This is a genomic window from Streptomyces sp. NPDC006476 (genome assembly GCF_040612015.1).
Lineage (GTDB): Bacteria > Actinomycetota > Actinomycetes > Streptomycetales > Streptomycetaceae > Streptomyces > Streptomyces griseorubiginosus_B.
Genome location: NZ_JBEXPK010000061.1, coordinates 23,442 through 47,120 on the forward strand (window position 1 = coordinate 23,442; position 23,679 = coordinate 47,120).

A 23,679-nucleotide genomic window follows, 5' to 3' on the forward strand; every position below is an offset into this window, starting at 1 on the left:
CGGAGTGCGTGCCATGCGCTCCGGGGCCGACCGGCCTTTTTCGCGTGATCGAGATCCGCGAGAACCAGGTCAGGATCGAAAACCAGGTCAGGATCGAAGGCAGGGGGAATTCAGCAATGCGACAGGTCACCCGCAAGGGCCTGATGACCGTGGCGGCCGCGACCGGCGTCCTCGCCGCCGCGGGCGGCTACGCCCATGCCGACTCGGGGGCGAGCGGCTCGAGCGCGGACTCGCCCGGCGTGCTGTCGGGCAACACGGTGCAGGCGCCGGTGCACGCGCCGGTCAACGTGTGCGGCAACACGGTCAACGTCGTCGGGCTGCTCAACCCGGCGGTGGGCAACAAGTGCGCCAACCACGGCGGCTACGGCGGATACGGCGGTTCTGGAGGCTACGGCGGCCACGGCGGATACGGCGGTTCCGGGGGCCACGGCGGTGGTACGGGCTCGCACGCCGGCGGGCACACCGGCGGCTCGCCCGGCGTCGGCTCGGGCAACCACGTCCAGGCACCGATCGACGTGCCGGTGAACGTGTGCGGCAACACGGTCGACGTCGTCGGCGTCGGCAACTCCGCGACCGGCGACGACTGCGCCAACGGCGGCTTCCACGGCGGCGGTCACGGCACGCCTCCCGGGGGCGGCCACGAGACGCCGCCCGGTACGCCGGGCGGTCCCGGCACTCCGGGGCACCCGGGCGGCCCCGGCACCCCGGGTCACCCCGGCGGTCCGACGCACCCCGGGGCCCCGGGCACGCCGTCCGCGCCGGGCGGCACGGGTCCCAGGGGCTCCTCGCAGGTCAACCACCCGGGCACCCAGTCGCTCAGCAGCCCCCTGGGCGGCGCACAGCTCGCTCACACCGGCAGTGACCTGCCGCTGGGCGTCGTGCTCCCGGTGGGCGCGGGCGCGCTGCTCGGCGGCGCGGTCCTCTACCGCAAGTCCCGCGCGAGGGCGTAGCGCCGCGTGAACGCGTCACGGAGCGGGCCCCGCCTCGGTGGGGCCCGCTCCGTGTCCGCCGTCTCCGTCGCCGTCTCAGCTCACCACGTGGCTCGTACCTGGCGGATGATCCGCCGGCGCAGCCGCACCCTGCGGCTGCCGTCGCGCATCAGGCTGAGGCGGTCCAACTCCCAGTGTCCGTACTCGGCATGGTCCGTCAGCAGGCGTGTGGCTTCCTTGCGGGAGACCCCGCGAGGCACGTACACGTCGACAAATTCGTATTCCGGCATCGCATCTATTGTGCGGGCTGGGGCCCGGTACGGATAGCGTCTGCACTATGTCTGATGCTGCGCAGCCCACCGCTGCCGAGGTACGCGCCGCCGCCGAGGCGGTCAAGACCGCGCTCGACCGTCACCTGGCGGCGGTCGAACGCAGGTCGGGTGAGGACGACCCGGCCGTCTACGAGGCGTTCAACCAGCTGGCGGCGGCCGCCGAGGCGTACGACGAGCTGCTCTACGACCGTTACGACGAAGTGACCCCCTTCGAGATCCCCGGCGGAGACGACTCCCTGCCGCCGTACACGGGGCCGGAGGAGCCGAACGCGCTGAGCGTGCTGATCCGTCGCGACTACACCGTGGTGGAGCCGCAGCGGCTGCTGGCCCAGGCGCAACGGGTGGAGGCGGCGGACGAGGACAGTACGCAGGTCTCCGGCACGGTGCCGGGGGCGCTGGGGGTGCTCTTCGGTGAGTTCGAGCCGGACGAGATCGCCTCGCGGCACAAGGAGTTCGGGCTGGAGGAGGGCGACTCCACGCTGTGGGTGACGGCCGCCGAGGATCCCGCCGAGGCGGGGGAGTGGCTGGAGGCGCCGTTCGAGGGGGCCGATCCGCAGAGCGTGATCTGCCGGTTCGACGTCAGCGCGGTGTTCGACGACGAACTCGACGACGAGCTCGACGGGGACCTGGAGAGCGAGCTGGACGGCGAGCTCGACGGGGACGAGGATCTGGAGCCGCTGGACATCGATCGCTGAGGCTCCCCGCGACGGCGGCGGTCACGGATGATGCCGTGACCGCCGCCGTCGTATGTGCGCGGGCAGGGGGGATGGGTCAGCCGGACGTCGGCAGTTGGGTCGCCAGGAGGACGGGCAGGCGGGTCGTCCGCGGCTTGGGCGGGATCTCGGACACCGCCCTGGCCAGTGCCTGTTCCGCGCCGTGGACCACGGAGAGATGGCGGTCCGCCCGGCCGAACGCCGTGTAGACCCACGGTCGGTTCAGGGCCTGGGTAGCGTCCCCGGGGAGGACCACGACCACCGCCGGCCAGCGCGTGCCCACCGCCTGGTGCGCGGTCAGCGCCCAGCCATGGCGCACGGACTGCTCCACCCGCTCTTTCGGTACGACGACGGGGGCGCCCGCGCAGGACAGGTGCAAGCCGTCCGCGTCGGCCTTGACGACCTGGCCCGGCAGGGTACGTCCAGGGGTGGGGGAGTAGGCGACGCGGTCGCCGGGGTCGAAGCCGCCGAACCGGCCGGGGCCGGGGTTGAGGCGTTCCTTGAGCGCGGTGTTGAGGGCGCGGGTGCCGGCCGCGCCACCGTGGCCCGGCGTGATCACCTGGGTCTGCTCGGCCGGGACGCCGATCGCGCGCGGCACCGAGTCGGCGACCAGCTGGACGGTGCGGTGCACGGCCTCGCCGGCGTCCCGCACCGGCACGATCACGACCTCCTTGCCGGGCGCCTCGACCTGGTTGAGCTCCCCGACGCCGATGCCGGAGACCAGCTCACCGAGGGGGCCCGGGTCCGGGGTGCGTGAGGCGACCTGCGGGCAGACCCGTGCGGCCAGCAGATCCGCGAACACTCTCCCGGGCCCGGCCGACCACAGCACCGCCGGATCCCCGGACAGCACCAGCCGCGCACCGTCCGGCAGCGACTCGACGAGCAGGGCGGCGGTCTCGACGTCCAGCTGAGGTGCGTCGAGCACCACGAGGAGGTCCAGGTCGAGCGCGCCGTCCGCATCCCGGCCGGGGCCTTCGGTCCCGGAGAGGAGGCCGGCGACGGTGGCGACCGGGGGTGCGGCCTGCGGGGAGCCGGCGGCCGAAGCGGCGTCACCGGGCGCCGACGCGTCGGGACCTTCCACGGCGCCGCCCGCCACCGGACCGTCCGCGGCAGTCTCGCCCGCCGCGCCGCACAACCGGACGAAGCGGTCGCGGCCGGTCGGGGTGTGGGCCGCCGCCCAGGCGCGGAGCCCGAGCGCGGTGGCCGTGCGCAGCAGCGCCGCCGGTTCGGCGAGGGACGCCTCGCCGCCGGTGTGCAGGACCAGGCCGTGGGCGTTGACCGCGCGGATCAGTTCGGCGGTGGAGCCCTTCGCCGAGGCCGCCGCGCCCTCCCACTCCTCGGCCGAACCGTCCTCCTTCGGCACGGAGTTGACCAGTCGGGCCAGACCGTCCGCGAGGCTCTCCTCCGCGAGGGCCAGGCGCTCCAGGCCGACGAGGACACGGACCGGCCGTTCCTCGCCCTCCTCGTCGTCCGCCGGCTCCGGCGCGCGCGGGTCCAGGGCGTCCTGGAAGACCAGTGCCTCGCCCTCCGCGACGGTGCTCTGTACGGCGGCGTCGGCGTCCGGCACGCTCCGCTGGGCCAGCGCGGCGGTGAGCGCGGGCATCTCCAGCGCCGTGTGCCCGGCGAGGGCCGCCTGCTCCAGCAGCCACCCCGTCAGCGCCCGACCCCGCCGCTCGTCGTCCGGCCCGGCGTCCGCGCCCAGCAGCGCCCGCGCGAAACCGTCGGCCTGCTCGGGCCGTACACCGCCGACTCGCAGGAGCAGCCAGGGGTCCGCCCGCAGCCGCTCGTCCGCTCCCTCGCCGAGGGCGGCGGCGACCTGTGCCGCGAGCGCCTCGGGAGCGCCACCGGCGGTCAGCACGCCCCGTACCGCCTCGACGTGCTCCGCCGCGGGGGCCGAGGGCGCGGCGGCCTCCGGCGTCGGCTGCGGGCGCCGTACCGGTTCCGGCGCGGGTCTGCGCGGGGTGGGGGCCGGTTCGGTGAAGGCGGTGGCCACGGGCTTGGCACCGCTCTCCACGGCCCGTACGGCGGCCAGCAGATCGGCGGCCTTGCCGCTCAGTTTGCCCCCGCTCTCGATGGGCCCCTTCTTCTCCGCCTTCCGCCGCTCGATCCGCTCCCGCTCGATCTCCTGAGCCGCCAACTCGGCCTCGGCCTCGGACAACTCAGCGCCGCTCTCCGCAGCAGCCTCCTCGGCGGTGCCGTCGGCCGCCGCCGCGGTGTCGCCCGGTTCCGCGGGGGTCCCGGGCGTGCTGTCCGCCGGTGCCTCGGGCGTGCCGTCCTGCGGTGTGCCGCCCGGTGTCCCCGGCTCGTTCTCCTCCGTGGTCTCGGGCTCCGTGCTCACAGCGTGCTCCAGTCGTGATCGGGATAGCGGTGCACGGGCGCCGACACATCGTCGAGCGCCCGGCAGATCTCGTCAGGAAGACTAAGGGCCTCCACTGACAATGCCGCCGTGAGCTGCTGCGCGTTGCGCGGACCGATGACGGGCGCGGTCACTCCCGGCCGGTCGCGGATCCAGGCGAGGGCGACCTGGAGGGGCGTCACGGCGAGCCCGTCGGCCGCGGTCTGGACGGCGTCGACGATCCGGCTCGCCGTGTCGTCGAGGTACGGCGCGACGAAGCGGGCCATGTGCTCGGAGGCGCCGCGGGAGTCGGCGGGGGTGGCCTCGCCGCGATACTTGCCGGTCAGCACTCCCCGGCCCAGCGGGGAGGACGGAAGCAGACCGATGCCCAGGTCCAGCGCGGCCGGCAGGACCTCGCGCTCCACGCCCCGCTGCAGCAACGAGTACTCCATCTGCGTGCTTGCCAGCCGCGTCCGCGCCCCGGGCACCGCCAACTGCCATGTCGCCGCCTTGGCCAGCTGCCAGCCGCAGAAGTTGGAGACCCCGGCATAGCGGGCGCGCCCGCTGCTCACCGCCAGGTCGAGGGCCTGCAGGGTCTCGTCGAGCGGGGTGTACGGGTCGAACGCGTGGACGTGCCACACGTCGACGTAGTCCGTGCCCAGGCGGGCCAGTGAGGCGTCGAGGGCCGAGAGCAGATGGCCCCGGGAGCCGTCGACGCGGCGGTCCGGGTCCGGCACGCTGCCCGCCTTGGTCGAGATCACCAGGTCCCGGCGCGGGACCAGCCCTTCTATCAGGCGCCCGAGCAGATACTCGGCCTCTCCGTCGCCGTACACGTCCGCCGTGTCGACGAGACTGCCGCCCGCCTCCCAGAACGTCTTCAAGAGGTCCGCGGCGTCGTGCTCGTCGGTGTCCCTGCCCCACGTGAGCGTGCCGAGTCCGATGCGGGACACGCGAAGGCCGGTGCGGCCGAGATGCCTCTGCTCCATGAACGCCGACATTACTGGCCTGAACAGGCCGTGTGGGGGCCTGTGGACGACCAGTTTCCCGGCCTGGCACCGCGCGTCGCCGCCACTGTGCGGGACGTGACATCCCACGCCCGCGCAAGCCACGCTACTGTCAGCTCCACAGGGACGTTACTGATCGGTAAGGGGAATCGGCATGCAGCTCGGGCTCAACCTCGGCTACTGGGGTGCCGGAATGGACGCGGACAACCTCGCGGTGGCCCAGGAGGCCGACCGCCTCGGGTACGCCGTCTGCTGGGCCGCGGAGGCCTACGGCTCCGATGCGGCCACGGTGCTCACCTGGGTCGCCGCGAAGACCGAGCGCATCGACGTCGGCTCGGCCATCTTCCAGATCCCGGCCCGGCAGCCCGCGATGACCGCGATGACCGCGGCCACCCTGGACTCCCTCTCCGGCGGCCGCTTCCGCCTCGGTCTCGGCGTCTCCGGGCCGCAGGTCTCCGAGGGCTGGTACGGCGTCAAGTTCGACAAGCCGCTGGCCCGCACGCGCGAGTACGTCGAGATCGTGCGCAAGGCCATGAGCCGTGAGCGGCTGACGTACGAGGGCGAGCACTGGACCCTGCCGCTGCCCGGCGGCCCGGGCAAGCCGATCAAGCTGACCGTGCACCCCGAGCGCGAGTACATCCCGCTGTACATCGCCGCGATCGGCCCCAAGAACCTCGAGCAGACCGGCGAGATCGCCGACGGCGCCCTGCTGATCTTCCCCTCCGCGCAGCACCTGGAGGAGACGACCATCAAGTACCTGCGCGCGGGGCGCGAGAAGGCCGGCAAGACCATGGACGGGTTCGACGTCCACCCGACCCTGCCGCTCGCCCTCGGCGAGGACAAGGACGTGGCCACGCTCGCCGACGCCTTCCGCCCCTACACCGCGCTGTATGTCGGCGGCATGGGCAGCGCCAAGCAGAACTTCTACAACCAGCTCGCCCAGCGCATGGGCTTCGAGGCGGCCGCCGCCGAGGTCCAGGAGAAGTACCTGGCCGGCGACAAGCAGGGCGCCGCCGCCGCGATCCCGCACGAGCTGATCGACCGGACGACGCTGCTGGGCTCCGTGGACCGCATCGCCGACCGCATGAAGGAGTACGCGGCCGCCGGGGTCACCACCCTCTCCCTCAACCCCGCCGGCTTCACCCTGGAGGAGCGCATCGCCTCCCTGCGCGCCGGCACCGAGGCCCTGGAGCGGGCCGGGCTGGCCTGATGTCTCTGCGGCCGTGGTGGGGGCTCGGGGGTCTTCCCCGCCACGGCCGTCACGGGGAACAACGCGCCGTCGCGCACGCGGTTACGCCCCGGACGTGACCCTGTCGCTCCTTCTTTTGGCGGAGTTGTCCCCGATACCTGTTGCGATGCCCCTGTTGGGCTATTTGACTCGTTCTATGCTTTCGGCCAAGAGTCTGTTCCAGGAGATCCTCGACGACGACGCGTCCTTCGCGCTGTTCTGCTCCATCGCGGCCAGCGGGGAGTCCCAGGGCGGCTGGGAGAACGGCCGGATCGCGGCCCTGGTACCGGAGAGCGAACGCGACCTCGCCCCGAAGATCGCCCGGCACGGCGCCGACGAGGACAAGCACGGGCGCATCTTCAACGCCCTGATGAAGAAGCGCAGGCTCGAAGCGGTCCCGGTGCCGCCCGAGACCGACTACACGATGCTCCTGGAGCGGCACGGCATCGGTCTCGCCCACGAGAAGCTCAAGGCCGACGAGACGCTCACGGTGCACGACCTCGTCACCTACCTCGCCCACAGCCGGGTCACCGAGCAGCGCGCCTCCGAGCAGATGGAGCTGCTGCGCCGGTACTTCGCCGACCACCCCGACATCGGCCGCGCGGTCAGGATGATTTCCAGCGACGAGAACAACCATCTCGCCTACTGCCACGAGGAGTTGCTGCGCCTCGCGCGCGCCGGTCACGGCCGCTCCATCCAGCGCATCCTGCGGGAGTGCGCGCTCGCGGAGATCCGCGTCTATCGGGACGTCAGCCTCGCCGTCATGGACCACATGGGGCGCCTGCTCGGCTGGCCGCGGGCCAAGTCGGCGGCGCTCGCGGCCGGTATCCACGCCGTCTACGCCTACGAGCGGTTCGCGGGCTGGCGGCGCATGGTGAGCCTGCGGATGCCCGAGCGCCGCGACGCCCTCGGCGGACCGGCCACCGCAGCCGAGTTCGCCTGAGCTACAGCCAGCCCCGCTTCTTGAACGTCCGGTACAGCAGCCACTCCAGCGCGGCCATGATCAGGATCACCGCCGGGTACGACCACACCCAGTGCAGCTCCGGCATGTGGTCGAAGTTCATGCCGTAGATGCCCGCGATCATCGTGGGGACCGCGGCCATGGCCGCCCACGCGGAGATCTTCCGCATGTCGTCGTTCTGCCGGACGCTGATCTGGGCCAGATGCGCCGACAGCACGTCCGAGACCAGCCGGTCCAGGCCCTCCACCGTCTCGTTCACGCGCGCGAGGTGGTCACCGACGTCACGGAAGAACGGCCGTGCCTTCTCGTTGACGAAGGGCACCGTGGCGCCGTACTGCCCGGTCCCCGCCAGCCGGTTGACCGGCAGCGCCAGGGGGCCCGTCGCCCGGCGGAACTCCAGCACCTGCCGCTTGAAGGTGTAGATCCGCGACGCGGTGTTGCGCGATCCGCCGACGTCCGGGCTGAAGACCTCGGCCTCCAGTTCCTCCAGGTCGGTCTGCAGCTCGGTCCCCACCTCCAGGTAGTGGTCGACGACGGCGTCGGAGACGGCGTACAGGACCGCGGTCGGTCCCTTCCCGAGCAGCTCGGGCTCGTTCTCCAGCCGCTTGCGCACCGCCTTCAGCGGGGCACCCTCGCCGTGGCGGACGGTCACCACGAAGGAGTCACCGAGGAAGACCATGACCTCGCCGGTGGTGACCCGGTCGCTGTCCGGCTCGTACACGACCGGCTTGAGGACGAGGAAGAGCGAGTCGTCGTACACCTCCAGCTTGGGCCGCTGATGGGCGTTCAGGGCGTCCTCCACTGCCAGCGGATGCAGCCCGAACTCCTGGGTGACCAGGTCGAACTCGTCCTCCGACGGCTCGTGCAGCCCGATCCAGACGAACCCGCCGGCCGCCCGTGCGTCCGCCAGCGCATCGGAGAGGTCCTCCGGGCCCTCCGTCCGCTGTCCGTGGGTGTAGATGGCGCAGTCGACGATCACAGAACGTTTTCTCCCGTCCTCGTACGCCCGCCACGTGCGGGCGTATGCCTACCCTGGGCCGCATGCCCACGCTTCTCCTGGTCCGGCACGGACGATCCACCGCCAACACCGAGGGGGTGCTCGCCGGCTGGACGCCCGGTGTCGCCCTCGACGAGCGCGGCGCCGCGCAGGCCGCCGCGCTGCCCGGCCGGCTCGCCGCCCTGCCGATCTCCGAGGTCGTCACCAGCCCGCTGCAGCGCTGCCAGGAGACGATCCGGCCGCTGCTCGAGGCCCGGCCCGAACTCACCGTCCACACCGACGAGCGGATCGGGGAGTGCCACTACGGCGACTGGTCCGGCCGCAAGCTCGCCGAGCTCAAGGACGAGCCGCTGATGGAGGTGGTACAGGCGCACCCCAGCGCCGCCGCGTTCCCCGGCGGCGAGTCGATGCGCGCGATGCAGACCCGCGCCGCCGAGGCCGTACGCGAGTGGAACGCGCGCGTGGAGCGCGACCACGGCGCCGGCGCCGTCTATGTGATGTGCTCGCACGGCGACATCATCAAGTCGCTCGTGGCGGACGCACTCGGACTTCATCTCGACCTCTTCCAGAGGATCTCCGTAGAACCGTGTTCCATCACCGCGATCCGTTACACCCGCCTCAGGCCCTTCCTTGTGCGGCTCGGTGACACCGGAGACCTCGCGTCGCTGGCGCCGCCTGAGGAGCCCCCGGCCGATGACGCCCCGGTGGGGGGCGGTGCGGGCGCACCGTGATCGTCGCGCGCAGTAGGGTGAAGCGGTTCACGCAGTCGCGCTCACACAGACGCCCCCGTACACACCGATCCCATGGAGACAGGACGTGTCCCGTCAGGTGTTCCTCTACGACCCCCCGGACCGCTTCGTGGCGGGCACGGTCGGGCTGCCCGGACGCCGTACGTTCTTCCTCCAGGCCACCGCAGGCTCCCGGGTGACCAGCGTGGCCCTGGAGAAGACCCAGGTCGCCGCCCTCGCCGAGCGCATGGACGAACTGCTCGACGAGGTCGTACGGCGCAGCGGCGGCAACGCGGCCGTCCCGGCCGTCGCACCCACCGAGATCTCCGACACCGAACCGCTGGACACCCCCGTCGAGGAGGAGTTCCGGGTCGGCACCATGGCCCTCGCCTGGGACGGCGAGGAACAGCGCATGATCGTCGAGGCGCAGGCCCTCGTCGAACTCGACGCGGACTCCGAGGAGGATCTCGCCGAGGCCGAGGAGCGCCTGCTGCAGGACGAGGAGAACGGGCCCCCGATGCTGCGGGTCCGGCTGACCGGCGCGCAGGCCAGAGCCTTCGCCAAGCGCGCCCTGGACGTCGTCAACGCCGGGCGGCCGCCGTGCCCGCTGTGCAGCCTCCCGCTGGACCCGGAAGGACACGTATGTCCGCGCCAGAACGGATACCGCCGCGGAGCGTGACGACCGACGAGCCGCTCGCCGACCTGCTCACCCACGGCGAGCTCACGGTGCGCGGCCGGATCCGCGACGCGTCCAACGCGGCCCTGTACTGCACGGTCGCCCAGGAGGGCCGGGAGGCCACCTGCGTCTACAAGCCGGTGGCCGGCGAGCGGCCCCTGTGGGACTTCCCCGACGGCACGCTCGCCCAGCGCGAGGTGGCCGCCTACGAGGTCTCCGAGGCGACCGGCTGGGGCCTGATCCCGCCCACCGTGCTGCGCGAGGGACCGTACGGCGAGGGGATGGTCCAGCTGTGGATCGAGGCGACCCCCGAGGCCGACCTGCTGGCCCTGGTGGATGCCGAGGAGCCCGAACCGGGCTGGAAGGCCATCGGCTTCGCCGAGGTCGGTGACGGAAAGACCGCCCTTCTGGTGCACGCCGACGACGAGCGGCTGCGCCGGCTCGCGGTGCTGGACGCGGTGATCAACAACGCCGACCGCAAGGGCGGCCATCTGCTGCCCACCGAGGACGGCCGCCTCTACGGCATCGACCACGGAGTGACTTTCAACACCGAGAACAAGCTCAGGACGCTGCTGTGGGGGTGGGCGGGCGAGCCCCTGACGCCGGAGGCGATCGACGCCCTCAAGGGTCTCCAGGAGGCCCTGACCGCCGAAGGAGCGCTGGCCGGGCGGCTGTCCGCCCTGATCACCGCCGCCGAACTCGACGCCACACGCGCGCGTGTCGCCGTACTCCTGGAGACCGGCACCCACCCGGAGCCCTCCGGGGAGTGGCCGGCCATTCCCTGGCCGCCCGTGTAGGAGCAGACTGGCCGGTAAGGCGCAAGACCGCCTTACCGGCCATCCGGCCCGGTCCGGTTCGTATACGGAACATCCGTCCGGTTAGGCTCATGACATGCATGCCTGGCCCGCTTCCGAGGTCCCCGCCCTGCCTGGTCAGGGCCGCGACCTGAGGATCCACGACACCGCGACCGGCGGTCTGGTCACCCTCCAGCCCGGTCCCGTCGCCCGCATCTACGTCTGCGGCATCACCCCTTACGACGCGACCCACATGGGTCACGCGGCGACCTACAACGCGTTCGACCTCGTTCAGCGCGTGTGGCTCGACACCAAGCGGCAGGTGCACTACGTCCAGAACGTCACCGACATCGACGACCCGCTGCTGGAGCGCGCGCAGCGGGACAGCGTCGACTGGGTCGCCCTCGCCGAGAAGGAGACGACGCTCTTCCGCGAGGACATGACCGCCCTGCGGATGCTGCCTCCGCGGCACTACATCGGCGCCGTCGAGGCCATACCCGGCATCGTCCCGCTGGTGGAGCGGCTGCGTGACGCCGGTGCCGCCTACGAACTCGAGGGCGACATCTACTTCTCCGTCGGCTCCGACCCCCACTTCGGCAAGGTCTCGGGCCTCGACGCGGCCGCCATGCGGCTGCTGTCCGCCGAGCGCGGCGGCGACCCGGACCGCCCGGGCAAGAAGAACCCGCTGGACCCGATGCTGTGGCTGGCCGCCCGCGAGGGCGAACCCAGCTGGGACGGCGCCTCCCTGGGCCCCGGTCGCCCCGGCTGGCACATCGAGTGCGTCGCCATCGCCCTCGACCACCTCGGGATGGGCTTCGACGTCCAGGGCGGCGGCTCCGACCTCGCCTTCCCGCACCACGAGATGGGCGCGTCCCACGCCCAGGTGCTCACCGGCGAGTTCCCCATGGCCAAGGCGTACGTCCACGCCGGCATGGTCGCCCTGGACGGCGAGAAGATGTCCAAGTCCAAGGGCAACCTGGTCTTCGTCTCCCAGCTGCGCCGGGACGGTGTCGACCCGGCCGCCATACGGCTCGCGCTGCTCGCCCACCACTACCGGGCCGACTGGGAGTGGACCGACCAGGTCCTCGAGGACGCCGTGCGCCGGCTCGGCCGGTGGCGCGCCGCCGTCTCCCGCCCCGACGGACCGCCCGCCGAGGCCCTCGTCGAGGAGATCCGCGAAGCCCTCGCGAACGACCTGGACGCCCCGGCCGCGCTCGCCGCGGTCGACCGCTGGGCCGCGCGGCAGGACGCCGAGGCCGGTACGGACGCCGGGGCCCCCGGTGTCGTCTCGCGCGCCGTGGACGCCCTGCTGGGTGTGGCCCTGTAGCCAGGCCCGACACGGGAGAGGGGCGCTTCCCCGCGGGGGAAGCGCCCCTTTCGTGCGGTGCGGCGCGGGTCAGATCCGGTGGATCCGTACGCTGCGCAGGATGTTGGGCGACTGGATGTCCCAGACGCCGATCACCTGGTGGCCGAAGGCGAACGCCTCCTGGATCTGCTGGTGCAGCTGCGGGACCGGGTCGTTCAGGACCCGGAACTGACCGTTGATGCGCAGGAAGACCTGCTGCGGCTGCCCCTGCTGCGGCTGCAGGACGTCGACGAAGCCGTTGGCCACGCCGGAGGCCAGGGACTGCGTCTGGGCCTGCTGGACGACCTGCTGGAGGACGGCCTGCGCGAGCTGCTGGAGCTGCTGCTGGATCTGCTGCTCCTGCTGCTGGGCCTGCTGGTCGTGCTGCTGCGTCTCACCGTAGGGCTGTTGCTGCTGGCCGAGTTGCTGCAGCAGCTGCTGGAAGGGCTGCTGCTGGCCGAGCTGTTGGAGCTGCGGCATCATGCCGGCCCCCGGCCATCCGGCGGACTGCTGGCCGAACGGCTGCTGCTGGAACGGCTGCTGCTGTCCGAGCTGTTGCTGCTGGTGGGGCGATGTGCTCGGGAACTGCTGGCCCTGCTGTTGTCCCAGTTGGCTCATCTGCGGGGTGGTGCTCATGCGGTGTCACCTTCCCTGAACGAAGACTTGCCTTGACGGGTCGGTCTTTCCTGGGGATGCGTCAGCCCGTTACGACCAGGCCGACGATCTCGTCGTCCGAGAACCACACCCGGACATCGGGCCGTCCGCCCGCGAAGGCGGTGTGCACCGCCTGCCGGATCTCGGGGGACGGGTGGTTGAGGTTGCGCCAGGCGCCGGCCACGAACAGCCGGAGCCTGGGCGGGAGTTCGCGGGGATACGGCAGCAGCTCGTCCCAGTACCGCTCGGCCTGGCCCGAGCCGACCGCCTGCGGCAGCAGCCTGCCGACCGCCGCCCTGATGTCCGGCCGGTTGCCGATCCGCTGGGAGGCGGGCCGGCCGGGCGCGTCCTGCTGCGGGGAGCCGGTGGACCGCACCACCTCGCGCACCCGCTCCGGGGACATCGGGGGCAGCGAGGCCGCCTTCAGCATGCCCTGCAGGGCGGCCAGCGCGCCGACCACCACCGGAGAGGCGGAGGACGTTCCGGAGAAGGTGTCCGTGTACCAGGCGATCTCCTCGGGCCCGCCCTGCAGATCGCCGGGCCGGTCCCAGAAGCCGCCGGTCGTGGTGACCTCGCGGCCCCAGCCCTGGGCGTCCAGCCGGGCGCCGTAGTTGGAGAAAGCCAGCCGTGAGCGGTCCGGTCCGTGGTCGCGGCCGTGCGTACCGGGCGGCGGGGCGCCCGCGCCGACCAGGACGGCGCCGGAGGGCTGGTTGGAGGGGTTGAACGGGTTGCGCCACCACTCCGGGAACTCGTCGGGGCGCCGCTCGTACACCGCGTCGTCCAGCGACTCGCCCCCGTTGCCGGCCGCCTCCACGACCAGGACGCCCCGCGCGGTGGCGTAGCGGATGGCCGCGAAGTCGTCCGGCCACCACTCGATCGCGACGTAGCCGCGCTGGTCGTCGCGTTCGGCGTACTCGAACCGCGGTCCGGGGCGGTGCAGTTCGACCAGGACGACGTCGCCGGGGCCGAGCCGGTCGGCCGCCGCGTGGATCGCGGCCGCTGTGCCGATGCCCTGGAAGGACGCGGCCGCGGTCACCGCCTCCGGCACGATGCCGTTCACGCCCGACTCGCCCCGGTCACCGCCGATCACGCCGATCACGGCGGTGCCGTGGTTGCGCCAGGCCAGGTCGGTCAGGGGCGTGCCGACCACGACGCCGGCCAGCTTGGCGGCCAGGTCCTCATGGCCCAGCTGCCAGGCGCCCTCGACGTCGATGACCGTCACCCCCTGACCGGACCCACCGGGCCGCTGCCAGGCCCAGTGGGCGTCCACTCCCTCCGGCGCCGGACGCAGATAGCCCTGACGGCCGCTGAAGTCCGGGGTGACGGGGGCGCCTTCCTTGAGCCGGCGGTCGTCGTCGACCGAGGCGGGCACGGCGCCCGGCTTGACGTAGGCCGTGTCGATCCCCGGCAGCGCGGCGATCCGCGCCCGCAGCTCCTGCGCCCGGCTCCCGCCGCCCCGTACCCGGTAGAACAGCGTGAGGTCGGGGACGTCCGGCTCGCCCGGCGCGGCGGCCGACTGCTGGAGCCGCTCCTCGCTGCCGAACAGTGGCTCCAGCGTGAGCTGTTCGTCGCCGAGGAACATGTCGAGGGCGGAGACATCGGCACCGGCCGCCGAACGGACGCCTTCGGCCCGGGCCCGCAGCCGGGCCTCGGGACGGGCGACGACGATCAGTTCCTGCTCGGCTCCGCGATAGGTGAATCCCGCTCCGTCGGGGCCCGGCCCGGAGGCTCCCGGGCCCTCGGCCGGCTGTACCTGGTCGCTCATCGGTACCGCTCCCTTCGGTCCGTGCGGGTGCGCCGTCGCTGCACAACCAAGCACGCCCGGGGCGAGGCGTCCAGACCGTTTTCGCCAACTTCGTTTGAAACAAGTTGAATTGGGTAACGTGTGCAATCCGTCTGGAAACAGAGGTCCCGCCTCAAACCGGCCAAAGGCTGCAGAAGGTCCTGCGGAAGCGCGGACACGAAAAAGGGCGGTGCGCCCGGCGCACCGCCCTTCTCCTCACTCCTCGGAGGACTCGTCGTCCTCGCCGCCCGGTTTCGGCGGCGTCGTCGGGGGTTTGGTATGGCCGTCCCGGCGCCGCAGATACCGCTCGAACTCGCGGGCGATCGCCTCGCCCGACGCCTCCGGCAGCTCCGCGGTGTCCCGGGCCTCCTCCAGCGTCTGGACGTACTCGGCGACCTCGCTGTCCTCGGCCGCCAGCTGGTCCACGCCGACCTGCCAGGCACGCGCGTCCTCGGGCAGCTCGCCCAGCGGGATGCGCACGTCGATCAGGTCCTCCAGCCGGTTGAGCAGGGCCAGGGTCGCCTTCGGGTTCGGCGGCTGCGACACGTAGTGCGGCACGGCGGCCCACAGCGACACCGCCGGTACGCCGGCGTGCGTGCAGGCCTCCTGCAGGACGCCGACGATGCCCGTGGGGCCCTCGTACTTGGTCTCCTCCAGGTCCATCCGCTGGGCCAGATCCGGGTCGGACGTGGTCCCGCTGATCGGGACCGGACGCGTGTGCGGGGTGTCGCCTAGCAGGGCGCCCAGGACGACCACCAGCTCCACGCCCAGCTCGTGCGCGAAGCCGAGCAGCTCGTTGCAGAACGAGCGCCACCGCATGGACGGTTCGATACCGCGGACGAGCACGAGATCACGCGGCTTCTCGCCGCCGACCCGGACGACGGACAACCTCGTCGTCGGCCAGGTGATCTTGCGTACCCCCGCGTCCATCCACACCGTGGGGCGGTTCACCTGGAAGTCGTAGTAGTCCTCGGCGTCCAGCGCCGCGAAGACCTCGCCCTTCCATTCCCTGTCCAGATGCGCGACCGCGGTGGAGGCGGCGTCGCCGGCATCGTTCCAGCCCTCGAACGCGGCCACCATGACCGGGTCGATCAGCTCGGGAACCCCCTCGAGCTCGATCACCCAGGCCTCCTTCCGACGTGCCCTCGCTTGACCCACCAACCTTACGGCGTCCGGCGGGGGCGCCCGCAGCCCCCTTGCACGGGGGAGTGAACGATCACTGCCCCGTCCGAGCCGCTCGAACACCCAAGATCGCCACCCCGGGCCACCCCGGCGCGGAAGCCGCTCAGAGCGTCGAGCGCAGCCACTGCTCCACGCTCGCGATGTGCACCGTCGCCCAGGAGCGGGCCGCCTCCGCGTCCCGGTCGTGCAGGGCGGCGAGGATCGCGCGGTGCTCGTGCAGGGTGCGGCTGACGGCGTCCTCCTGGGTCAGACCGCGCCAGATCCGGGCCCGGGTGGTGGGCCCCGACAGACCGTCCAGGAGGGAGCACAGCACGGAGTTGCCGGAGCTCTGCACGATGCCCCGGTGGAAGTCCAGGTCGCAGGCGACCAGCTCCTCCACCGACGGCGTCTCGCCCAGCTTGTCCAACTGGGCCGACAGCGCGTCCAGTTGCTGCTCGCTGATCCGGGAGGCCGCCATCGCGGTCGCGGCCGGCTCCAGGATGCGGCGCACCGCGAGGAACTCCAGGACCGTGTCGTCCCGGTGGAAGTCGACGACGAAACTCAGCGCCTCCAGCAGGAGTTGCGGGTCCAGACTGGTCACGTACGTGCCGTCGCCCTGCCGCACGTCCAGGATCCGGATCAGCGACAGGGCACGTACCGCCTCGCGCAGTGAGTTGCGGGAAAGGCCCAGTTCGGAGGCGAGTTCGCTTTCTTTCGGCAGTCGGTCGCCGGGGCGCAGCGCGCCGGAGACGATCATGCCCTTGATCTTCTCGATCGCCTCGTCGGTGACTGCCATGTCCGGCCTCCCTGTCGCTCCCGCATGCCGTAAAGACATCCGATGTCTTACGACGACATTATGGGGGTTCACCGGGCTGAAGGGGGCGGCTCCGTCGGCGGGGAGCCGCCCCCTTCCCGGCGGGGCGGCTACTTCTTGTCCAGCAGGTCCTGCACCTTGGCGCGGACCTCGTCCGTGGCCAGGCCCCGGATCGTCAGCGTCGTGCGGCGGCGCAGCACGTCGTCCGGGGTCTCCGCCCACTCGTTGTCCCGGGCGTAGACGACCTGCGCCCAGATCTCCGGAGCGTCCGGGTGCACCCGCTCGCCCAGTTCCGGGTTGTCGTTCGCCAGGCGGGCGATGTCGAAGGCCAGGGAGCCGTAGTGCGTCGCCAGGTGCTTCGCCGTGTCGGCGGCCATTCGTGGACCCGGCGCCGGGTTGTCGACCAGCAGACGGTGGGCGACCGCGCGCGGGTTGGCGACACCGGGCAGCGGCAGCTTCTTCGGCAGGGAGGCGATCGGCTCGAAGTCGTCACCGAGCGGAGCGCCCGGCAGCGCCTCCAGCTTCTTCATGACCGTGCGGCCGATGTGCCGGAACGTCGTCCACTTGCCGCCCGCGACGGACAGCATGCCGCCGCGGCCCTCGGTGACGACGGTCTCGCGCTTGGCCTTCGCCGTGTCGCCGGGACCGCCCGGCAGCACCCGCAGACCCGCGAAGGAGTAGGTGATCAGGTCACGGCTCAGCTGCTGGTCCCGGACCGAGAACGCGGCCTCGTCCAGGATCTGGGCTATGTCCTTCTCGGTGACCGCGACATCCGCCGGGTCGCCCTCGAACTCCTCGTCGGTCGTGCCGAGCAGCAGCATGTCCTCCCAGGGGAGGGCGAAGGTGATGCGGTACTTGTCGATGGGGGTGGCCAGCGCCGCCTTCCAGGGGGAGGTGCGCTTGAGGACCAGGTGCGCTCCCTTGGAGAGGCGGATGGACGGAGCCGCGTTCGGGTCCTCCATCCGGCGCAGGTGGTCCACCCACGGGCCGGTCGCGTTCAGCACCAGCCTGGCGTTGACGCCGAACTCGTCGCCCGTCGTACGGTCCTTCAGGTCCGCGCCGGTCACCCGGCCCCCCGTGAACCTCAGGCCGGTCACCTCGGCGTGGTTCAGCACGACGGCACCCGCCTCGACGGCCGCGCGGACCGTCATCAGCGCCATGCGCGCGTCGTTCATCTGGTCGTCGCCGTACACCGCGACGGCCTTGAGGTTCTCGGTGCGCAGCTCGGGCACGTCCTGGGCCGCCTTCGCGGGCGACAGGAGGTGGCCGACGCCGTCACCGAACGCGGAGAGCGCGGAGTAGGCGAAGACGCCCGCCCCGAGCTTCGCAGCGCCGTGCGGCCCGCCCTTGTACACGGGGAGGTAGAACGTGAGCGGGTTCGCCAGGTGGGGGGCCACCTGGCGGGAGACCGCACGGCGCTCGAAGTGGTTCTCCGCCACCAGCTTCACCGCGCCGGTCTGCAGATAGCGCAGACCGCCGTGGAGCAGCTTGGAGGAGGCGGAGGAGGTGGCGCCGGCGAAGTCGCCGGCGTCGACCAGAGCCACCCTCAGGCCGGACTGCGCGGCGTGCCAGGCGGTGGAGATGCCCAGGATGCCGCCGCCGATCACAAGAAGGTCGTACGACGCCTTGGCGAGCTGCTCCCGGGTCTCGGCCCGGCTCGGGTTCGAGCCGGAGGCCGGGTGCGTCCCCAGGGCAGGCACGGACTGGAGGGTGGACTGACTGGTCATTTCGGGTTCTTACTCCTCATCAGAGCGTGCGAGAGCCGTCAGGAGCTCTCGTCAGCTCTCGTCGTCCTCGAGCCAGCCCATGGTCCGCTCGACGGCCTTGAGCCAGCTCTTGTACTCACGGTCGCGGGCGTCCGCGTCCATGCGGGGGGTCCACTCGGCGGCCCGGCGCCAGTTGGCGCGGAGGTCGTCGGTGCTGGTCCAGAAGCCGACGGCGAGACCGGCGGCGTAGGCGGCACCGAGGCAGGTGGTCTCGGCGACCATCGGGCGCACCACGGGCGCGTCCAGGAAGTCCGAGAGGGTCTGCATCAGCAGGTTGTTGGAGGTCATGCCGCCGTCGACCTTGAGGGCCGCAAGCTCCACGCCCGAGTCCTTGGTCATGGCGTCCGTGATCTCACGGGTCTGCCAGGCGGTGGCCTCCAGGACCGCACGGGCCAGGTGCGCCTTGGTGACGTACCGGGTCAGACCGGCGATCACACCGCGGGCGTCGGAGCGCCAGTACGGGGCGAACAGACCGGAGAAGGCCGGCACGAAGTAGGCGCCGCCGTTGTCCTCGACGGACAGGGCGAGCGTCTCGATCTCGGCGGCGGTGGAGATCAGGCCCATCTGGTCGCGCATCCACTGCACCAGCGAACCGGTGACGGCGATCGAGCCCTCCAGGGCGTAGACCGGCTTGTCGTCGCCGATGCGGTAGCCGACCGTGGTCAGCAGGCCCGAGTAGGAGTTGATGATCTTCTCGCCGGTGTTCATCAGCATGAAGGTGCCGGTGCCGTACGTGGACTTGGCCTCGCCCTCGGAGAAGCAGGTCTGGCCGAACAGGGCCGCCTGCTGGTCGCCGAGCGCGGAGGCGACCGGGATGCCGCCGAGCAGCTCGCCCAGCTTGCCGCCGGTGACCTCGCCGTAGATCTCGGAGGAGGAGCGGATCTCGGGCAGCATCGCCATCGGCACACCGATCGACTCGGCGATCTTCTCGTCCCACTCCAGCGTGTGGAGGTTCATCAGCAGGGTGCGGGAGGCGTTGGTGACGTCGGTGTAGTGCTTGCCGCCGTTGACACCACCAGTGAGGTTCCAGATGACCCAGGTGTCCATGGTGCCGAAGAGGATGTCGCCGCGCTCGGCGCGCTCGCGCAGGCCCTCGACGTTGTCGAGCAGCCAGCGTGCCTTGGGGCCGGCGAAGTAGGAGGCGAGGGGGAGACCCGTCTCGCGGCGGAAGCGGTCCTGGCCGACGTTGCGGCCGAGCTCCTTGCACAGGGCGTCGGTGCGGGTGTCCTGCCAGACGATGGCGTTGTGGACCGGCTCACCGGTGTTCTTGTCCCACAGCAGCGTGGTCTCGCGCTGGTTGGTGATGCCGATGGCCTTGATGTCGTCCCGGGTGATGCCGGCCTTCTGGATGGCTCCGGCGACGACCTCCTGGACGTTGGTCCAGATCTCGTTGGCGTTGTGCTCGACCCAGCCCGGCTTTGGGAAGATCTGCTCGTGCTCCTTCTGGTCGACGGAGACGATACGGCCGTCCCGGTCGAAGACGATGCAGCGGCTGGAGGTGGTGCCCTGGTCGATGGCGGCGATGAAGGGGCCGGCGGTGTGCGCGTCGGTCACTGTGTGCTCCTGGGGTTCCGTGAGTTAGGGGGAGGGTCTACCGAGTTGCTTTAAGCAAAAGCGACGTTGTAGATGCCTGCAGCGATCGCGCCGCCGATGAGCGGACCGACCACCGGGATCCAGGCGTAGCCCCAGTCGGAGCCGCCCTTGTTGGGCAGGGGCAGAAGGGCGTGCACGATGCGCGGGCCCAGGTCACGGGCCGGGTTGATCGCGTAGCCCGTCGGGCCGCCGAGGGAGAGACCGATCGAGACGACCACGAGCGCGGTGATCAGGGCGCCCAGGGTGCCCAGGCCGTTGCCCTTGTCGTTGAGGCCCTGGGTGAGGACCGCGAGCACCAGGACCACGGTGCCGATGATCTCGGTGGCGAGGTTCTGCCAGACGACCCGGATCTCCGGACCGGTGGAGAAGATGCCGAGCACGGGGCCCGCGCCCTTCTCCTGCGCCTCGACTGCCTTGGCCGCGGTGGCCTGCGCACCGGGACCGCCGACGATCTCCCGGTCGGTCAGGTGCGCGTGGAACTGGCCGTAGTAGGCCACCCAGACCAGAGTCGCACCGATCGCGGCGCCGAGCAGCTGGCCTGCCCAGTAGACCGGGACGTTGCTCCAGTCGCCGTCCTTGATGGCGAGCGCGAGCGTCACGGCCGGGTTGAGGTGGGCGCCGGAGAGCGGCGCCGAGGTGTACACGGCCGTCAGTACGGCGAAACCCCACCCGAAGGTGATGGCGAGCCAGCCGGCGTTACGGGCCTTGGAGGCCTTCAGCGTCACGGCGGCGCAGACGCCTCCGCCGAGCAGGATGAGTATGGCGGTACCGATGGTCTCGCCGATGAAGATGTCGGAGCTGGACACCCGCGACTCCTTTGTCCTTCGTCCAGGGGACCGAACCCCGGGTCCCTCCGGAGGTTCGAGCTGCCCTCGGGGGTGAGAGCGGTGTCGGCCCTTGGCGTTGTCACACTCTAACGCGTATTGCCGGTAGGTGTTCGACAATGCCGACCGATGGACGGGAGTCTTGCCGGGGCGTTACGTGCTCGTCAAGAGTTGTGTTGTCGAAAGCACGGCCGAAAACACGATCGTTACTCATCGCCGCGAACAGTCGATCTTGCAGGTCAGATGGGTACTGGCGAGTAACAACAAGAGCCGGGGCACACCACCGTGCCCCGGCCTCGCTCACCTCTGCTCGTACAGGCGTACGACCCCTCAGAACCGCCCCGCCCCCAGGTCCCGCGAGACCGCGCGGGCGCAGTCCCGCACGGCCGCGATCAGCTCAGGACGCAGCTCCCCGTCCCGGCGCAGCCGCTCCACCGCACCGGTGATGCCGACCGCGCCCACCGGCATCCGCCGCCGGTCATGGATGGGCGCGGCGACCGACGCCACGCCCTCCCAGGTCTCCTCGACGTCGGACGCGTAGCCACGCGCGCGCGTGATGTCGAGGATGTGCTCGAAGTCGTCCAGGTCGCACGTGGTGCGCTCGGTGAACGGCTTGCGGTCGGCCTCGACCGCCTCGCTGTGCGCCACCGGGTCGTACGCCGACAGCACCTTGCCCAGAGCCGTGGAGTGCAGCGGCTGCATCGCCCCGATCTCCAGCACCTGCCGGCTGTCGTCGGGCCGGAAGACGTGGTGCACGATCAGCACGCCCTGCTGGTGCAGCACGCCGAGATAGACGCTCTCGCCGCTCGAGCGCGCCAGGTCGTCCGTCCATACCAGGGCGCGCGCCCGCAGCTCGTGCACATCGAGATAGGTGGTGCCCAGGCGCAGCAGCTCGGCGCCCAGCTGATAGCGCCCGGAGGCGTCGTCCTGCTCGACGAAGCCCTCGGCCTGCAGGGTGCGCAGAATGCCGTGGGCGGTGCCTTTGGCGAGGCCCAGCGACGAGGCGATGTCCGAGAGGCCGAGCCGTCGCTCGCCGCCCGCGAGGAGCCGCAGCATCGCGGCCGCCCGTTCGAGCGACTGGATGTTCCGTGCCATCGCCGTCCTGCCTCCGTCCCCTTCGACAGCCGAGTTACGGCGCCGCTGCCGCTGTTCGGCAATGTCGAACACTACCGGTCGATGCCGACCCACCGCTAATGGTCGGTAGACATCTGTTGCGTCACCGGTGTCCCGTCGGTGACCTGCCGCCATCCTGGTCCGTCCCGTGGACTGAGCGACCATCCGGGACGGGACCCGGCTACCCTGGCGGCGTGCGCCCTCCCTGGGAAGACCCGGGGAACCCGCAAAGCCGACAGCCGTCGCACTCAAGGGAGCCCTTTTCATGGCCTCGTCGCCACTGACCCCTTCCGCCGACAGCCGGACCCGTGCGTCCGCGCTCCGTGAGGCCCTCGCCACCCGGGTGGTGGTCGCCGACGGAGCAATGGGCACCATGCTCCAGGCCCAGGAGCCCACCCTCGAGGACTTCCAGAACCTCGAAGGCTGCAACGAGGTCCTCAACGTCACTCGCCCCGACATCGTCCGTTCGGTCCATTCGGCCTACTTCGACGCCGGCGTCGACTGCGTCGAGACCAACACCTTCGGCGCCAATCTCACCGCACTGGGCGAGTACGACATCGCCGAACGCGTCGCCGAGCTGTCCGAGGCCGGCGCCCGGATCGCCCGCGAGACGGCGGACGAGTTCGCCGCCCGGGACGGCCGGCAGCGCTGGGTCCTGGGCTCCATGGGCCCGGGCACCAAGCTGCCCACCCTCGGCCACACGACCTTCGGAGCCATCCGCGACGCCTACCAGCAGAACGCCGAGGGCCTCCTCGCCGGCGGGGCCGACGCCCTGCTGGTGGAGACGACCCAGGACCTGCTGCAGACCAAGGCATCGGTCATCGCCGCCCGGCGGGCGATGGAGACCGCGGGCTACGAGGTCCCACTGATCGTCTCCGTGACCGTCGAGACGACCGGCACGATGCTGCTGGGCTCGGAGATCGGTGCCGCGCTCACGGCGCTGGAGCCGCTGGGCATCGACATGATCGGCCTGAACTGTGCGACCGGCCCGGCGGAGATGAGCGAGCACCTGCGCCATCTGGCCCGGCACGCCCGCGTCCAGCTGTCCTGCATGCCGAACGCCGGTCTGCCGGTCCTGGGCAAGGACGGCGCCCACTACCCGCTGACCGCGCCGGAGCTCGCCGACGCGCAGGAGACCTTCGTCCGCGAGTACGGCCTGTCGCTGGTGGGCGGCTGCTGCGGCACCACGCCCGAGCACCTGCGCCAGGTCGTCGAACGCGTCCGCGAGCTCGCCCCCACCGAGCGTGATCCGCGTCCGGAGCCGGGTGCGGCGTCGTTGTATCAGTCGGTGCCGTTCCGTCAGGACACCTCGTATCTGGCGATCGGTGAGCGGACGAACGCCAACGGGTCGAAGAAGTTCCGCGAGGCGATGCTGGCGGCCCGCTGGGACGACTGTGTGGAGATGGCCCGGGAGCAGATCCGTGAGGGCGCGCACCTGCTGGATCTGTGCGTGGACTATGTCGGCCGGGACGGTGTGGCGGACATGCGGGAGCTGGCGGGCCGGTTCGCGACCGCCTCCACCCTGCCGATCGTGCTGGACTCCACCGAGGTCGACGTCATCGAGGCCGGCCTGGAGAAGCTGGGCGGCCGCGCGGTCATCAACTCGGTCAACTACGAGGACGGCGACGGCCCCGACTCGCGTTTCGCCCGCGTGACCCGGCTGGCGCGGGAGCACGGGGCGGCTCTGATCGCGTTGACCATCGACGAGGAGGGCCAGGCCCGCACGCCGGAGAAGAAGGTCGAGATCGCCGAGCGGCTGATCGCCGACCTGACCGGGAACTGGGGGATCCTGGAGTCGGACATCCTCATCGACACCCTGACCTTCACCATCTGCACCGGGCAGGAGGAGTCCCGCAAGGACGGGGTGGCCACCATCGAGGCGATCCGCGAGCTCAAGCGGCGCCACCCCGAGGTGCAGACCACGCTGGG

At 71.5% G+C, this 23,679-nt stretch carries 21 protein-coding genes; 9 read left to right on the forward strand and 12 right to left on the reverse strand.

All coding sequences use genetic code 11. The annotated features are described in order from the left end of the window. The first annotated feature begins 116 nt into the window (after positions 1-116). Complete coding sequence (locus tag ABZZ74_RS41045; protein WP_356949244.1) at positions 117-950, forward strand: chaplin; 834 nt, start codon at positions 117-119, stop codon at positions 948-950. A gap of 80 nt (positions 951-1,030) precedes the next feature. Here the strand turns inward: ABZZ74_RS41045 and ABZZ74_RS41050 are convergent, their stop codons facing one another. Further along, on the reverse strand, positions 1,031-1,219 hold the full coding sequence (locus ABZZ74_RS41050) for a DUF5703 family protein (protein WP_046732800.1): 189 nt from the start codon (positions 1,217-1,219) through the stop codon (positions 1,031-1,033). A gap of 47 nt (positions 1,220-1,266) precedes the next feature. Here ABZZ74_RS41050 and ABZZ74_RS41055 point away from each other — a divergent pair, with 47 nt between their 5' ends. Further along, the gene (locus ABZZ74_RS41055) at positions 1,267-1,956 is read left to right on the forward strand and encodes a hypothetical protein (RefSeq protein WP_356949245.1); all 690 of its coding nucleotides are present in this window, start codon (positions 1,267-1,269) and stop codon (positions 1,954-1,956) included. A 76-nt stretch (positions 1,957-2,032) separates the two neighbouring features. Here the strand turns inward: ABZZ74_RS41055 and ABZZ74_RS41060 are convergent, their stop codons facing one another. Then, a complete protein-coding gene (locus ABZZ74_RS41060; RefSeq protein WP_356949246.1) occupies positions 2,033-4,312 on the reverse strand; it encodes a helix-hairpin-helix domain-containing protein in 2,280 nt (759 codons plus the stop codon). Continuing rightward, positions 4,309-5,295: an aldo/keto reductase gene (locus ABZZ74_RS41065; protein WP_356949247.1), complete on the reverse strand. Its 987-nt coding sequence runs from the start codon at positions 5,293-5,295 to the stop codon at positions 4,309-4,311. Before ABZZ74_RS41065 ends, ABZZ74_RS41060 begins: the two co-directional genes overlap by 4 nt. A gap of 172 nt (positions 5,296-5,467) precedes the next feature. On the opposite strand from ABZZ74_RS41065, the gene ABZZ74_RS41070 reads away from it, so the two are divergent. Then, positions 5,468-6,523 carry an LLM class F420-dependent oxidoreductase gene (locus ABZZ74_RS41070; RefSeq protein ID WP_356949248.1) on the forward strand — a complete coding sequence of 352 codons (1,056 nt, stop codon included), beginning with the start codon at positions 5,468-5,470 and terminating at the stop codon, positions 6,521-6,523. A 175-nt stretch (positions 6,524-6,698) separates the two neighbouring features. Further along, positions 6,699-7,484 (forward strand): ferritin-like domain-containing protein, encoded by a 786-nt coding sequence (locus ABZZ74_RS41075; protein ID WP_356949249.1) that lies wholly within the window; start codon positions 6,699-6,701, stop codon positions 7,482-7,484. A 1-nt stretch (position 7,485) separates the two neighbouring features. Here ABZZ74_RS41075 and corA read toward each other — a convergent pair whose 3' ends face one another. After that, positions 7,486-8,481, reverse strand: coding sequence for a magnesium/cobalt transporter CorA (gene corA / locus ABZZ74_RS41080; RefSeq protein WP_356949250.1), 996 nt, complete (start codon positions 8,479-8,481; stop codon positions 7,486-7,488). Positions 8,482-8,543: 62 nt separating this feature from the next. Here corA and ABZZ74_RS41085 point away from each other — a divergent pair, with 62 nt between their 5' ends. From ABZZ74_RS41085 to mshC, 4 genes are all read left to right on the forward strand, one after another. Then, entirely contained in the window at positions 8,544-9,230 is a 687-nt protein-coding gene (locus tag ABZZ74_RS41085) for a histidine phosphatase family protein (RefSeq protein WP_356949251.1), read from the forward strand. 85 nt (positions 9,231-9,315) lie between these two features. After that, the gene (locus tag ABZZ74_RS41090; protein ID WP_133047159.1) at positions 9,316-9,906 is read left to right on the forward strand and encodes a DUF3090 domain-containing protein; all 591 of its coding nucleotides are present in this window, start codon (positions 9,316-9,318) and stop codon (positions 9,904-9,906) included. Next, entirely contained in the window at positions 9,870-10,700 is an 831-nt protein-coding gene (locus ABZZ74_RS41095; protein ID WP_356949252.1) for an SCO1664 family protein, read from the forward strand. The genes ABZZ74_RS41090 and ABZZ74_RS41095 overlap by 37 nt, the downstream gene beginning before the upstream one ends. A gap of 94 nt (positions 10,701-10,794) precedes the next feature. Next, a complete protein-coding gene (gene mshC, locus ABZZ74_RS41100) occupies positions 10,795-12,024 on the forward strand; it encodes a cysteine--1-D-myo-inosityl 2-amino-2-deoxy-alpha-D-glucopyranoside ligase (RefSeq protein ID WP_356949253.1) in 1,230 nt (409 codons plus the stop codon). 69 nt (positions 12,025-12,093) lie between these two features. Here the strand turns inward: mshC and ABZZ74_RS41105 are convergent, their stop codons facing one another. From ABZZ74_RS41105 to ABZZ74_RS41140, 8 genes are all read right to left on the reverse strand, one after another. Then, positions 12,094-12,678 carry a hypothetical protein gene (locus tag ABZZ74_RS41105; RefSeq protein ID WP_356949254.1) on the reverse strand — a complete coding sequence of 195 codons (585 nt, stop codon included), beginning with the start codon at positions 12,676-12,678 and terminating at the stop codon, positions 12,094-12,096. 61 nt (positions 12,679-12,739) lie between these two features. Further along, positions 12,740-14,461, reverse strand: a complete 1,722-nt coding sequence (locus ABZZ74_RS41110) for a S8 family peptidase (RefSeq protein ID WP_356949255.1) — start codon at positions 14,459-14,461, stop codon at positions 12,740-12,742. Between the two features lie 234 nt (positions 14,462-14,695). Next, the gene (locus ABZZ74_RS41115; protein WP_133047154.1) at positions 14,696-15,601 is read right to left on the reverse strand and encodes a PAC2 family protein; all 906 of its coding nucleotides are present in this window, start codon (positions 15,599-15,601) and stop codon (positions 14,696-14,698) included. Between the two features lie 163 nt (positions 15,602-15,764). Continuing rightward, positions 15,765-16,436 (reverse strand): FadR/GntR family transcriptional regulator, encoded by a 672-nt coding sequence (locus ABZZ74_RS41120; protein WP_133047153.1) that lies wholly within the window; start codon positions 16,434-16,436, stop codon positions 15,765-15,767. Between the two features lie 128 nt (positions 16,437-16,564). Beyond that, positions 16,565-18,181 (reverse strand): glycerol-3-phosphate dehydrogenase/oxidase, encoded by a 1,617-nt coding sequence (locus tag ABZZ74_RS41125; protein ID WP_356949256.1) that lies wholly within the window; start codon positions 18,179-18,181, stop codon positions 16,565-16,567. 51 nt (positions 18,182-18,232) lie between these two features. After that, a complete protein-coding gene (gene glpK / locus ABZZ74_RS41130) occupies positions 18,233-19,774 on the reverse strand; it encodes a glycerol kinase GlpK (protein WP_356949257.1) in 1,542 nt (513 codons plus the stop codon). A 50-nt stretch (positions 19,775-19,824) separates the two neighbouring features. Beyond that, a complete protein-coding gene (locus tag ABZZ74_RS41135; RefSeq protein WP_356949258.1) occupies positions 19,825-20,619 on the reverse strand; it encodes an MIP/aquaporin family protein in 795 nt (264 codons plus the stop codon). A gap of 348 nt (positions 20,620-20,967) precedes the next feature. Then, positions 20,968-21,732, reverse strand: coding sequence for an IclR family transcriptional regulator (locus ABZZ74_RS41140; protein WP_356949259.1), 765 nt, complete (start codon positions 21,730-21,732; stop codon positions 20,968-20,970). A gap of 283 nt (positions 21,733-22,015) precedes the next feature. Between ABZZ74_RS41140 and ABZZ74_RS41145 the strand changes: the two genes are divergently transcribed. Then, on the forward strand, positions 22,016-23,679 hold a 1,664-nt coding region (locus ABZZ74_RS41145; protein WP_356949260.1), incomplete at its 3' end, for a homocysteine S-methyltransferase family protein.

What these genes read in the sequence shown, in the direction of transcription:
- ABZZ74_RS41045 (WP_356949244.1), top strand. Translation starts at nt 117, where the DNA reads ATGCGACAGGTCACCCGCAAGGGCCTGATGACCGTGGCGGCCGCGACC.
- ABZZ74_RS41050 (WP_046732800.1), bottom strand. Translation starts at nt 1,219, where the DNA reads ATGCCGGAATACGAATTTGTCGACGTGTACGTGCCTCGCGGGGTCTCC.
- ABZZ74_RS41055 (WP_356949245.1), top strand. Translation starts at nt 1,267, where the DNA reads ATGTCTGATGCTGCGCAGCCCACCGCTGCCGAGGTACGCGCCGCCGCC.
- ABZZ74_RS41065 (WP_356949247.1), bottom strand. Translation starts at nt 5,295, where the DNA reads ATGGAGCAGAGGCATCTCGGCCGCACCGGCCTTCGCGTGTCCCGCATC.
- ABZZ74_RS41070 (WP_356949248.1), top strand. Translation starts at nt 5,468, where the DNA reads ATGCAGCTCGGGCTCAACCTCGGCTACTGGGGTGCCGGAATGGACGCG.
- ABZZ74_RS41075 (WP_356949249.1), top strand. Translation starts at nt 6,699, where the DNA reads ATGCTTTCGGCCAAGAGTCTGTTCCAGGAGATCCTCGACGACGACGCG.
- ABZZ74_RS41085 (WP_356949251.1), top strand. Translation starts at nt 8,544, where the DNA reads ATGCCCACGCTTCTCCTGGTCCGGCACGGACGATCCACCGCCAACACC.
- ABZZ74_RS41095 (WP_356949252.1), top strand. Translation starts at nt 9,870, where the DNA reads ATGTCCGCGCCAGAACGGATACCGCCGCGGAGCGTGACGACCGACGAG.
- mshC (WP_356949253.1), top strand. Translation starts at nt 10,795, where the DNA reads ATGCATGCCTGGCCCGCTTCCGAGGTCCCCGCCCTGCCTGGTCAGGGC.
- ABZZ74_RS41105 (WP_356949254.1), bottom strand. Translation starts at nt 12,678, where the DNA reads ATGAGCACCACCCCGCAGATGAGCCAACTGGGACAACAGCAGGGCCAG.
- ABZZ74_RS41110 (WP_356949255.1), bottom strand. Translation starts at nt 14,461, where the DNA reads ATGAGCGACCAGGTACAGCCGGCCGAGGGCCCGGGAGCCTCCGGGCCG.
- ABZZ74_RS41120 (WP_133047153.1), bottom strand. Translation starts at nt 16,436, where the DNA reads ATGGCAGTCACCGACGAGGCGATCGAGAAGATCAAGGGCATGATCGTC.
- ABZZ74_RS41125 (WP_356949256.1), bottom strand. Translation starts at nt 18,181, where the DNA reads ATGACCAGTCAGTCCACCCTCCAGTCCGTGCCTGCCCTGGGGACGCAC.
- ABZZ74_RS41140 (WP_356949259.1), bottom strand. Translation starts at nt 21,732, where the DNA reads ATGGCACGGAACATCCAGTCGCTCGAACGGGCGGCCGCGATGCTGCGG.